Source organism: Nostoc sp. NMS4 (assembly GCF_017115095.1).
In the GTDB taxonomy this organism is placed as follows: Bacteria; Cyanobacteriota; Cyanobacteriia; order Cyanobacteriales; family Nostocaceae; genus Nostoc.
On record NZ_JABXKI010000073.1, the window covers coordinates 1 to 11,751 of the forward strand.

General features: G+C 40.1%; 11 protein-coding genes. 10 read left to right on the forward strand and 1 reads right to left on the reverse strand.

What is annotated here, in order from left to right; genetic code table 11:
* Positions 1-54 precede the first annotated feature (54 nt).
* The 10 genes from pstC to rnhA all read left to right on the forward strand — a co-directional run bounded on the left by pstC (position 55) and on the right by rnhA (position 10,385).
* Positions 55-1,032: a phosphate ABC transporter permease subunit PstC gene (gene pstC / locus HWQ37_RS03740; RefSeq protein WP_292743951.1), complete on the forward strand. Its 978-nt coding sequence runs from the start codon at positions 55-57 to the stop codon at positions 1,030-1,032.
* Positions 1,033-1,111: 79 nt separating this feature from the next.
* Positions 1,112-1,993, forward strand: a complete 882-nt coding sequence (gene pstA, locus HWQ37_RS03745; protein WP_292743954.1) for a phosphate ABC transporter permease PstA — start codon at positions 1,112-1,114, stop codon at positions 1,991-1,993.
* A gap of 178 nt (positions 1,994-2,171) precedes the next feature.
* On the forward strand, positions 2,172-2,951 hold the full coding sequence (gene pstB, locus HWQ37_RS03750) for a phosphate ABC transporter ATP-binding protein PstB (protein WP_292743957.1): 780 nt from the start codon (positions 2,172-2,174) through the stop codon (positions 2,949-2,951).
* 310 nt (positions 2,952-3,261) lie between these two features.
* Entirely contained in the window at positions 3,262-3,795 is a 534-nt protein-coding gene (locus tag HWQ37_RS03755; protein ID WP_292743959.1) for a transposase, read from the forward strand.
* 244 nt (positions 3,796-4,039) lie between these two features.
* Entirely contained in the window at positions 4,040-4,819 is a 780-nt protein-coding gene (locus HWQ37_RS03760; RefSeq protein ID WP_292743961.1) for a phosphate ABC transporter ATP-binding protein, read from the forward strand.
* Positions 4,820-4,999: 180 nt separating this feature from the next.
* On the forward strand, positions 5,000-6,292 hold the full coding sequence (locus tag HWQ37_RS03765; RefSeq protein WP_465249663.1) for an IS1/IS1595 family N-terminal zinc-binding domain-containing protein: 1,293 nt from the start codon (positions 5,000-5,002) through the stop codon (positions 6,290-6,292).
* An 81-nt stretch (positions 6,293-6,373) separates the two neighbouring features.
* A complete protein-coding gene (locus tag HWQ37_RS03770) occupies positions 6,374-7,078 on the forward strand; it encodes an SDR family oxidoreductase (protein ID WP_292743966.1) in 705 nt (234 codons plus the stop codon).
* Positions 7,079-7,184: 106 nt separating this feature from the next.
* Positions 7,185-8,261 (forward strand): 4-hydroxyphenylpyruvate dioxygenase, encoded by a 1,077-nt coding sequence (hppD, locus tag HWQ37_RS03775; RefSeq protein ID WP_292743969.1) that lies wholly within the window; start codon positions 7,185-7,187, stop codon positions 8,259-8,261.
* A 94-nt stretch (positions 8,262-8,355) separates the two neighbouring features.
* Complete coding sequence (locus HWQ37_RS03780; RefSeq protein ID WP_292743972.1) at positions 8,356-9,048, forward strand: HAD family hydrolase; 693 nt, start codon at positions 8,356-8,358, stop codon at positions 9,046-9,048.
* Positions 9,049-9,476: 428 nt separating this feature from the next.
* A complete protein-coding gene (rnhA, locus tag HWQ37_RS03785) occupies positions 9,477-10,385 on the forward strand; it encodes a ribonuclease HI (RefSeq protein WP_292743975.1) in 909 nt (302 codons plus the stop codon).
* Between the two features lie 130 nt (positions 10,386-10,515).
* On the opposite strand, the gene cruG is transcribed toward rnhA, so the two are convergent.
* Entirely contained in the window at positions 10,516-11,718 is a 1,203-nt protein-coding gene (gene cruG, locus HWQ37_RS03790) for a 2'-O-glycosyltransferase CruG (protein ID WP_292743977.1), read from the reverse strand.
* Positions 11,719-11,751: the final 33 nt, after the last annotated feature.

Below are 11,751 nucleotides of genomic sequence, written 5' to 3' on the forward strand. Positions count from 1 at the left end.
CTGAGTTAATAACTCGCTTTACTAGTAATAAAAAATCTATTTTATTGATTTGTAATGGCAAACTTATCAGATGATCCAAATCTAGGCGATGAAAATTTCAATCTAACTGGTAACATCGGCACAAATTTCTGGTTTGACCAAGGTTTTACACAGCTAGTATACTTTTTTGCTGTGATTACCGTTGCAGTACTATTTTTGATGAGTTGGGTAATTTTACACGAAGCTCTACCAGCCATTAAGCAGTTTGGATTGGGGTTTTTGTGGGGTCAAGATTGGGATACAGGTAATCAGATTTTTGGTGCATTACCCTATATTTATGGAACTTTGGTAAGTAGTGCGATCGCTATTTTTTTTGCTGTCCCGGTGGGAATGGCAGTAGCCTTAGTCACGAGTGAAAACTTTCTACCTATATCGCTGCGAACCATCCTAGCATTTGTTGTTGAATTAATTGCCGCAATTCCCAGTGTAATTATTGGTTTATGGGCGATTTTTGTGTTTATTCCAGTTCTAGAACCTCTACAAAAGTGGCTAGCTAGTACTTTTAAATGGATACCACTGTTTAATACAGAAGACCCTTCTGGGACTAATATGTTGACTGCTGGAATTATTCTAGCCATCATGATTTTGCCCACAATGGCAGCAATTAGTCGTGATGTCTTAATGGCTATTCCTAAAGAATTACGTAGTGCATCTATGGCTTTAGGTGGCACTCGTTGGGAAACAATTTTTCGAGTCTTGTTACCATCGGGATTTTCTGGAATAGTCAGTGCAGCAATGCTCGCTTTAGGGCGGGCTTTGGGTGAAACAATGGCTGTCACGATGGTGATTGGTAACTCTGCTCAAATCAGCGCTTCTTTGCTCGATCCAGCTTATACAATTCCCTCTGTATTAGCTAATGAATTTGCCGAAGCTGAACCGGGTTTACATATAGGTGCTTTAAGTTATTTAGCATTAATTTTGTTTGGGTTAACTCTAATTGTAAATATTGGCGCTGTACTATTGGTAAAGTGGGTTGGCAGGAAAAATAAATAGTACTATCTCATTTGGAGATTACTACAAATAGCTGAGTGTAAGAAGACATTACATTTATCAATCAAAAATTGTCAAACTTATGAGTGGTTATATTAAGTCAGAAACAGATGAATCTTTGGCGGCAGAATTATGCAGTCCTCTGCCAACAGAACGATTAATATTTACTTATGCAATGAATGCGATCGCCTTTGGTTTGACAGGTCTAGCACTCATTCCTTTATTATCAATTTTGTGGGAAATTTTCTTCCGGGGAATATCTGGACTCAAATCAGAAATGTTTGTCAAAGCAGTTATTGATAATGGCTTTGGTAATGCCATTTTGGGAACCATAATCATGGTGGTAATTGGTTCTATTTTAAGTATTCCCACAGGGATCATGACAGGAATTTTCTTAGCAGAATTTAGTCAAACCAACCCAGCTGCTAGTATCGTTCGTTTTATCACTAGTATTCTTACAGGCGTGCCTTCAATTGTTGTCGGCGTATTTGCTTATGGTGTGATAGTTTTGGTAACTAAAGGATTTAGTGCGATCGCAGGTGGTTTTGCTTTAGCCGTGATTATGCTACCTGTAATTATACTGACAACCGAAGAATCCTTAAAACTAATTCCCACATCTCAACGCCTCGCCTCTGCTGCTTTAGGTGGAACTCGCTTTCAAACTACTTTTCGCATTGTTGTAACTACAGCAATCCCTGGAATTACTACAGGCATTTTATTAGCAATAGCTCGTGCGGCTGGTGAAACAGCACCTTTAATTTTTACTTCTTTATTTAGTCTAGATTGGTCAGAAGGATTGTTAAGTCCAACAGCTTCTTTACCAGTATTGATTTTTAACCTCTACAATGACCCCGACCCACAAAAAAGTCAATTAGTATGGACTACTTCTATAGTTCTACTCGGTTTAATTTTATGTGTCAGTATTGTTTCCCGCTTAGTTATTAGGCAGAGAAGACTAAATTGAAGAAGAATTCAGAATTCAGGAGTCAGAATCAAGATGTTTGCAGACTCGCTCTCAGCAAAGCTATAACAAAGACTTTACGCTGCACTATTCGCTTTTTCGGTCAGAATACATACTAAATTCTAAATCCTGACTCCTGAATTCTGTTTTGATAAATTTTTATTTCGCACCCTGAGCAAGCATGAGTAACCTAATTCCAGCTATCAAAGTTAAAAATATCAGCTTTTACTATGGCACAATAAAAGCAATTGAAAAGGTGTCAATAGACATTTATAAAAACCAAGTAACCGCAATTATTGGCCCTAGTGGTTGTGGTAAATCTACCTTCATCAAAATTCTTAATCGCATTAGCGAATTAGAAGGGCCTGTAAAAGTTGAAGGAGATGTAGAATTTTTTGGTCAAAATATTTACGCTCCTCGTGTCAACATCAATCGGTTACGTCGCCAAATTGGTATGGTGTTTCAAAAACCAAATCCTTTTGGAATCAGCATTTACGAAAATGTTGCCTACGGGATGAAAATAGCAGGTAGATATTCAAAATTAGAATTAGATGAAATTGTCGAATCTGCACTTCACAGCGCTGCTCTTTGGGATGAAGTCAAAGATAAGCTCAATAAATCAGCTTTAGGGCTTTCTGGTGGTCAACAACAAAGATTATGTATTGCCCGTGCTTTAGCAGTCAAGCCAAAAGTTCTGCTGATGGATGAGCCTTGCTCCGCTCTTGACCCCATCGCTACCATGAAAGTTGAAGAACTACTCCACAGTTTGCGGTCTGAGTTGACAATTGCGATCGTTACTCACAATATGCAGCAAGCCGCTCGCGTTTCTGATTTTACCGCTTTCTTTAGCACCGATGAAAGTCGGATTGGTCAAATGGTTGAATTTGGTGCTACAGAGCAAATTTTTAACAACCCATTAGACCCCCGCACCCGCGACTACATTTCAGGGCGTTTCGGTTAAGGTACGTTCTAGCGTGACTGATTGATTTTTGTCGAGATGTCTTGTATTAGATAATACTCATAAAGTGTAGTTTAAAAAAATTAGTAATTTATCTTTATAAATAAATTAACTCCTCACTACCCATGAGGGGTATATGATATTAATATTTTTATGTTATACCAGCCCAAATCCTTTTTCATAAGAAAGGATGATATATAGTTAAGGGGCAAAAGATGAGTATTGAAAAACTTTAAACAAAATATATTTAAATCTAATCAAAAATATTCAGTTACCTCAAAGATGGTATATTAATTGAATATTGAAAAAAGTTATGATACGTCAAGTTGAGAAACACATAATAAAAGAGGTGCATGAGTGGTTTGATTATTGCGCTGAAATTACCACAGTTTCCCGCCAGCTTTACAATACGGCTCAATTCACTCAACGCCAAGGGTTTTTCTATGGGTGGGGAACTCGAACACAAGCTAAATTAGACTCTCTATTTAAACAAGACGAAAATTACAAAGCACTTCCTGCAAAAGTTGCTCAACTTGTATTAAAACAAAATGCCGATGCCTCTTCTTTTTTCTGTAGCTTAAATCCTCTTCATGCAGCGATAGACATTGGAGTGGATAATCTCGCAACCATTGTTTTTAACGATCCGACAATCCAACCGATTGCTGTAAATGGTAAGCCGCTAAAATCGGCTAATCAATTTTACAACAAGCAGATTGCAAAATTCCGGGGCTTCCTGCCTAGCGGAAAAGGTAAATCACGGCGTATTACAAATATTGTTCGCAACCGCAACAACTGGCGTTTAACTCCATTGTTCCGGCGCGAACGTGCTAAAAGTGGTGTTGCTTAAACCCAAGTTTTATCATGTCTGATTATATTTGACTAGAAAATTTGGAACTATAAAAAGTCTGTAAAAGATAAATTTTGGCACACAAGTTTAATACAAGTACGTACTAACAGTTTATCTGCTGCATGGCTACTGTATGGCTACGTAATTTCCATGAATCTCTCCTTTTGGAGGTAACATAGTGAAACAGCGACGTTGATTTTTACTACTTTACCTAGTCAAGTTTTGTTTCACACGTTTTAGGAATATGAGTAAACTAATTCCAGCCATCAGAGTCAAAAACTTCAGCTTCTCTTACGACACTCAAAAGATAGTTGAAGGCGTGTCAATGGATATTTACCAAAACCAAGTCACGGCAATTATTGGTTCTAGTGGTTGTGGGAAGTCTACTTTTCTTAAATCGTTAAATCGTATGACTGAATTAGAAGGAGATGTGAGGGTTGAAGGAAAAGTAGAATTTTATGGGCAGAGTATCTATGAGCGTCGTGTCAACATCAATCGCTTACGTCGCCAAGTTAGCATGATTTTTTCCAAACCAAATCTTTTTCCCATGAGCGTTTACGATAATGTTGCTTATGGGGTGAAGTTAGTTGGATGGCATCCGAAAGTCGAATTAGATGGGATTGTTGAATCTGCCATCAAAGCTGCCGAACTTTGGGATGAAGTGAAAAATAAGCTGCACAAATCTGCTTTAGAGCTTTCTGGCGGTCAACAGCAAAGATTATGTATTGCTCGTGCTTTAGCAGTCAAACCGAACGTTCTATTGATGGATGAGCCTTGTTCAGGTCTCGATCATATAGGTAGTATGAAAATTGAGAATTTGATCCATAACTTGCGCTCTGAGTTGACAATTGTGATTGTTACTCACAATATGCAGCAAGTTACTCGCCTATCCGATTTTACGGCTTTCTTTTATAGTAATGAAAATCGCATTACTCAAATGGTTGAGTTTGGTACTACAAATAAAATCTTTACTAACCCTGTGGATTGTCGCACCCGTGACTACGTTTTCGCTCGCGTCATGTGAAGTGTTTCTAAAATTCTAGCTATTCAGAGGGTTACTACATGGTGCAAGCGGAAATGAGGGGTTAAATTTAATTTCCGCTTGCTTTGAGTTTTTCTTGTGCTGGGCAATACGAACTGACATTGACAGTATTTTTTTATACTATATATTTAAAGACAAGTATTTGCTCTATACCACCTAATCATGAAATGTCCCCGGTGCGAATCTACTTCATATCGTAAAAATGGTCGTCGGAATGACAAGCAGAATTACCTCTGCAAAAATTGTGGTAAACAATTCCTTGAGTCTGCATTCCCGCGTTCCCTAGAAACTGACTTGCTTGCTAACAGCAACGGGCATAGTAAAGTATCTATACCTGAAGCTAGAGAACTTTTTTTAGTAAAAAACCTATCAGAAGAAAAAGTTACAGAGAAAAGTCTTAGCCCTTTTAGTTTTATCTTAGCTGAAGAACTGCTGCAAACTATATTATCGTCTGATTGGCTAGAATCTGCTGCGTTCAATCAATTACTTCTCAAAATTCAGCAAAAAAATGAAATTAAACCTCAGCTAGAAACAGGAATTTCTCTTTTACTTTTGGATGCAGAAAACTTAAAATTAGATATTAATTCAGAATTATTTTTAGCTAGCATCTGCAAGTATCCTCTGCAAGTGAAAATAGCATTTGCTAACTGGAGAAATTCAAGTACTGGTAAGCAAGATATTGAATTATATAACCGTGGCTATCAACTTGTCCATGTACCTGGAGGTAAGGACAGTGCTGATGCAAAAATGATCGCATTTGGTTCTTGTATTTTAGACTCTTATCCAACAGTTAAAGAAATCTTGGTCTGTTCTGGCGATGGAATCTTGATTCACCTTTGTAACCAACTTCAAAACCAAGGATTGATTGTTTATTGGGTTCGTAGACAAGGGCAAACTTTGCATATAGACAACCGAAATAGTGGCAAAGTTACTGATTATTCCTTAGCAAGGGCAGCAGAAATTCCATCTTTGGAAAAAGTGGTTGAGATAATTGAAGATTTAATTAAAACTGAACAGGAATCAATTAATGAGCGATTAAACAGTTTAGTCAATGTTGCGAATTTATTTCAAGAAAGATGCGATCTTATTAATATTAAAGAGCATCCCAAAAAACCAGAAGTTGAGAAAACAATCCCCGGTTTAAATAACTCATTTACTGAATCTATTCAAGAAGAAGAAAAAAAAGAAGATTTAGCGGAAAATCCTAATGGTAAAACATTAGATAAAATGCTCTTAAAAATTATTCAAGATATACAAATCAAGTCTCCTGAAACTAAATTATCTGTGTCTAAGCTAGGCTCAGAGTTACGGAGAATAACTGGGGAATCTCCTAATTCAATTATTAAAAAATTAAAGTTAGGTTCCAATTTTACTAAATATTTAGAATCATCTCCCATATTTACATTAAAGGCGATTGGCAAGGAATATGAGGTAATGGCGCTACTCTGCGAGTAAATACTTTTTAGATGTTTACGTACAACCTGAGCCTGTAATTCTGTATTATGTAAAAAGATGTAAAGAAATGTAAATAATACAATGCAGGATAAAGTTGTTGTTATTGTCGGTGCTACTGGTGGTATTGGTTCAGCTTTAACACAAAAACTTGCGCCTACTGGAGTCCGATTGGTGTTGGCTGCGAGAGATGCGGTTCGTTTAACCGCACTGGCTGCTGATTTACCAGGACAAGTTTTGACTGTTCCTACCGATATTACTGACCCCCAACAGGTAGATATTTTGATCGAAAAAACCATCGCTGAGTTTGGTCAAATCGATATTTTAGTGAATGCGGCTGGTGCTGGTATACTCAAGCCCTACAACAGCCTGGAACCTGCTGATTTAGACAAGATGCTAGATGTCAACTTAAAAGGCAGCTTTTACACCACTCAGGCGGCGGCTGAAGAGATGCAAAAGCGCAAGTCTGGTCACATCTGTAATGTAGTTGGAATTCTGGGTAAGCATTCGATGGGGATGGCTGCTGCTTATTCGGCTTCTAAATTTGGTGTTGTTGGTTTCAGCAAATGCATGGCAGAGGAACTAAAGCGTTTTGGTATCAAGTTCACGTTATTCTACTTTGGTGGGGTAGATTCTCCTTTCTGGGATAACGTCAACCTAAAAGTAGACCGGAAAAAAATGCTCAGTGCTGAAACTGCTGCCAATGCGATTTTCTTTGCCCTTTCTGCCGAACCGCAAGCTGTGCCAATGGAAATTAACATTCAACCTGATAGTCATTTGTTCTTTTAGAGTGGCAGTACGTGTACATAATTCTTGCTTAGGAAGGACGTGAAAATCTAGCAAAAAAGGCAAAATTTACAGATATATAAACTGTTATGCTGGATTTTCAATATCTATGAAAATTGATCGCGTTCATTTTTATGTAGAAGATGCCAAAGTGTGGCGGGACTGGTTTGTACGCCATCTTGGTTTTCAAGCAGTAACCGATCGCATCAGTTCATTTCACACTTGTACAGAAGTGGTAAAAAGTGGCGATGTCTGCTTTTTTCTGTCTTCACCACTATTGCCTACAAGTCCAGTAGCTGAGTTTCTGCGCCAATATCCACCTGGCGTGGCAGATGTCGCTTTTGCTGTGGAAGATGTTGAAGGCGCGATCGCCCTAGCTGAAAAACACGGTGCTACAATTCTACAACCCATCCAGGAACGCCAGGTGGGTACGGAATTTCTCAAATATGGCAAAATTGCCGCCTGGGGTGGATTGACTCATACTTTGATCGAAAGGTCATTAGTTTTTGACAAAGGACAAATGACAAATGACAAAGAACAAATAACCAATGACAACACTTTTACCGCCATAGATCACGTAGTTCTGAACGTGGCAGTTGGTGAATTGGATGGTGCTGTAGCTTGGTACGAAAAGATTCTAGATTTTCAACCCCAGCAAGCATTTAAAATTAAAACCAATCACTCTGCTTTACACAGTCAGGTGATGGTTTCGCGTAACGGTAGCGTCCAATTGCCAATTAATGAACCGGCTTCGAGGAATTCTCAAATTCAGGAGTTTCTTGATGTCAATCGGGGGCCAGGAATTCAACATATTGCCTTGCGGACGACTAATCTTGTGAGTGCGATCGCTAAATTTCGTGCTAGTGGTTTATCCTTACTCTCGGTTCCCGAAACCTATTACACCCAGCTAAAACAGCGTCCAGGACTCACCCTATCACCTCTAGAACTAGAAGCGATCGCCCAACAAGAAATTCTCGTAGACTGGCAAGAATATACTTCTTTAGAGGGAGGAAATACTGCGCCCTTATTACTACAAATTTTCACCCAGCCAATATTTGAACAGCCGACATTTTTCTTTGAATTTATAGAACGCCGTTTCCAAGCTCAAGGTTTTGGCGAAGGTAACTTTCGCGCCTTATTTGAAGCCATTGAAAGCGAACAAATCAAACGCGGTACGCTGCAATGATGCCTGAGTACAAAATATCAATTGAAATTCAGCCAGACTCCAAACAAGTTGATTTTTCTGAGATAATTTTAATAAAAATTAACATTTTCCGCCGATGCTAAGACTGATTACTGACTTCGACGGTCCCATTATTGATGTTTCCGAACGGTATTACCGCGTTTATCAATTCTGCTTAGAGAAAACCCGTCACCCAAACCAAGAAGTGCAAGAACTTCCGAAAGCGGAATTTTGGCAGTTAAAGCGATCGCGTGTTCCTGAAAAACAAATCGCCTTAAATTCCGGGTTAGACGAAGCCCAAGCCCAAGAATTCGCCCAATTGCGGCGGCAAACTGTGCATACAGAACATTATTTTAACTATGATACTCTCGCGCCTGGTGCTGTGGATGCACTGTTAAAAATTCAACAAGCTGGAATTGATTTGGCAGTTATGACCATGCGCCGAGTTCGAGAACTAGATTATGCTTTCAAAAAATACGATTTAGGTAAATTTTTCCCAGAAGATCGTTGTTATTGCCTGAGTAACGACTACGTTAAAACTCGTGATATTGAAGATAAGCCCTTGTTAATGGCTAGGGCATTAAAAGAACTGCCCCCAGTTGCTGATACCTGGATGGTGGGAGATACGGAAGCCGATATCACTGCTGCTAAAAATTATAGTATTAAAGTGATGGCTGTAGAATCTGGTATCCGCGATCGCACCCAATTAGAACTTTACCACCCCGACTTAATCGTTAAAGATTTTAGCGCTGCTGTCGATTTAGTCCTAGAACCTAAACGCCTTGTCTAGAAAGACTCTGTAGGCTGCAACAGCTTGAATTATATAATTACTCCCGGTTCGCCCATTTTTTTAGGAGTTAGGAAAATAAATATACCTAAAAGCGTATTTTCAAAAATGAATATCGTTGTCGAGAATTTGGCAGTCAAGAACCTGGTAAAGAACCATAATTTAGCTAAAGCAATTAGTGATTGTGGTTGTCAGAATTTACCAGACAACTAAAATACAAGTCAGAAAAAGAGGGAATCATTGTGACGAAGATTTTCAGACGCTAATTACTGAAGAAATGGAAAATTTGCCTCATTATGAGGATTAAAGAAGAATTCAGGAGTCAGAATCAAGAATTTTTATCAGTATAATATCCTGGATATTGTTAAAAAATTCGCCGCTAATAACTCTTACCTTCGCGGTTTGATATCCTAACTATGTCCACCCAAACTATGTCCACCCAACCCAAAATTCAAAGCATATACACTGATGGTGCTTGCACTGGTAATCCTGGCCCTGGTGGTTGGGGTGTTGTCGTCTACTTCAGCGACGGTTCAATCCACGAAATGGGCGATGCATCCTCTTATACCACTAATAATAAAATGGAGATGCAAGCTGCGATCGCCGCCCTTGAATTTCTGCAAACATCTCAACAAGCCCAACCCATTACCCTTCATACCGATAGCGAATACCTGATTAACTGCGTTACCAAGTGGGTGAAAGGCTGGAAAAATAAAGGCTGGAAAAAGTCAGATGGTAAACCCGTCCAAAACCAAGACCTTTTAGAAATCTTAGATGAACTCAATACCCAACAAGTAAAATGGCAACACGTCCGGGGACATTCTGGTAACATAGGTAACGAACGTTGTGATGCGATCGCTCGCACTTATGCAAGTGGCAAAACCCCCTCCCTACAACAATTATCTTCCATAGATTTTTATAAATCTTTACCTTCCACAAATGAACTAAATGTAGCAAAAGTAGCTGATTATGAAAAAAACTCCAGAATAACTAACCAAAGTCCACAAAAAATCAGTACTTCTGCACCCGAAATAACCGTTATGGAACCATCAACTGGGCCAACTGCGACTGTAAGCGATGAAAAACCATCAGAAATGAGGGTATCGCAACTTCGCAGCTTGGTTGAAACTCTGCGTATAGCTGACGAAATTTCTGAAAAAGGCTACTTAATAACCAGTTCTGAATTAGCAGACTTGATGGATGTCCACGCCAGCGCTGTCACCAGTCGTGGAGATCAATGGCGTTGGCGAAACTGGATAGTGTCACGGGTACGCCGTGAAGGAAATCAAATTCTTTGGGAATTAGAACGCGGGGATCAAGTAGGAGGGGAAGAGGACTAAGGAGTTCTGAGTGCTGAGTCCTGAGTTTTGAATTTTTAACTCTTCACTGCTCACTCTAAACTCTTCACTGCTCACTCTAAACTTCCTACTCAGCACGGGCTAAACCTTAGCTATCCGCTAACAGCACTCCCTACTCAGCACTATACTTGCGTCCCCGCCACTCGCGTGGGGTGCGGAACGCAGATAAGAAGATTCTTAGGACAGCTAGGGGATCGGCCAAAGGGGAAAGCCAGAATAACCAGCTGCCTTTAGCGTTTGTGCGATCGTAGGAAGGTGCGATCGCAATCAGCATACCAAAGCGAATCACCAGCAGGAATAAATTCAGTCCCAGCAGTAAAAATAGGGGAGTGGGCGAATATGAGAGTGTGGGAGAAATCAACAAAAAAGTTAGGACAATTAAAATGGGTAAACCTTGAACCGATGTGAGTAGCCATAAATCTCCCCACAGTTGAGAACGAGAAGTTGCATCTTTGAGGTCGAGACTCCGCCCCCATTCCTTCCACGTCTCCATCGCCCCTTCATACATCCGTACCTTCAACACCTTCGCGCCATCTAAAAAGCCTACTTTATACCCTTGGATAGCAATATTCCGTGCCAAGGTGACATCATCACAAAAAGAACCACTTGCACTGCTATAACCACCCACAGCAGCTAAAACGGAGCGGCGACACAAAAAACACTGCCCATTTGCCATTACGCGTTCTGGTTGCTCTGTATCGATCCCGGCTGGGTCAAATCGGTAAAGCAGAGTCATCAACAAAGCCGGTTGTAGCCAGCACTCCCCAGGATATTTGAGGATGAATTGAGGTGAAAGAGAAACCAAATCATAGCCTTGTGTTTCGGCTGTCTTCACCAAACCAGCAACTAAACCAGGATGTGGTTGGATATCAGCATCCAGCCCCAGAAACCACTGACTAGCCTGTGAGCTATATAGAAAACCATTATGCAACGCCCAAGGTCGCCCCACCCAACCAGAGGGTAAGGGATCATCTGTCATCAGGCGAAAGCGCGGATCTTTCTGCTGTGAGGCTTTTACCAAGTCGGGAGTACCATCACTGGATTTGCTGTCTACAACCATAATTTCCCGAACTTCATAGCTTTGCTGACTTAAACCAGCCAACAGAGGGCTAATGCGAAGCGCCTCGTTCAGTGTGGGAACGACGATACTAACCCTACCCAAAAGCTCAGGTGTCGGCTGTTGGGGTTCTATTGCAGGATTGCGTCTTGGCCCCTTTAATAAGCGCGAAAACAGAATTGCAGTTGCTGGTACTTGGATAAGTAACAATAAAAGAGAGATAGCGCTTTCTACTATCAAAGCGTTGTCATTAGTCATTAGTCATTAGTCATTGGGCGTTAGGAGTGCTGT

Excerpts from the sequence above, each read along its gene's own strand:
- HWQ37_RS03755 (WP_292743959.1), top strand. The coding sequence starts at position 3,262 with ATGATACGTCAAGTTGAGAAACACATAATAAAAGAGGTGCATGAGTGG.
- pstA (WP_292743954.1), top strand. The coding sequence starts at position 1,112 with ATGAGTGGTTATATTAAGTCAGAAACAGATGAATCTTTGGCGGCAGAA.
- pstC (WP_292743951.1), top strand. The coding sequence starts at position 55 with ATGGCAAACTTATCAGATGATCCAAATCTAGGCGATGAAAATTTCAAT.
- HWQ37_RS03780 (WP_292743972.1), top strand. The coding sequence starts at position 8,356 with ATGCTAAGACTGATTACTGACTTCGACGGTCCCATTATTGATGTTTCC.
- rnhA (WP_292743975.1), top strand. The coding sequence starts at position 9,477 with ATGTCCACCCAACCCAAAATTCAAAGCATATACACTGATGGTGCTTGC.
- cruG (WP_292743977.1), bottom strand. The coding sequence starts at position 11,718 with ATGACTAATGACAACGCTTTGATAGTAGAAAGCGCTATCTCTCTTTTA.
- HWQ37_RS03760 (WP_292743961.1), top strand. The coding sequence starts at position 4,040 with ATGAGTAAACTAATTCCAGCCATCAGAGTCAAAAACTTCAGCTTCTCT.
- hppD (WP_292743969.1), top strand. The coding sequence starts at position 7,185 with ATGAAAATTGATCGCGTTCATTTTTATGTAGAAGATGCCAAAGTGTGG.
- pstB (WP_292743957.1), top strand. The coding sequence starts at position 2,172 with ATGAGTAACCTAATTCCAGCTATCAAAGTTAAAAATATCAGCTTTTAC.
- HWQ37_RS03765 (WP_465249663.1), top strand. The coding sequence starts at position 5,000 with ATGAAATGTCCCCGGTGCGAATCTACTTCATATCGTAAAAATGGTCGT.
- HWQ37_RS03770 (WP_292743966.1), top strand. The coding sequence starts at position 6,374 with ATGCAGGATAAAGTTGTTGTTATTGTCGGTGCTACTGGTGGTATTGGT.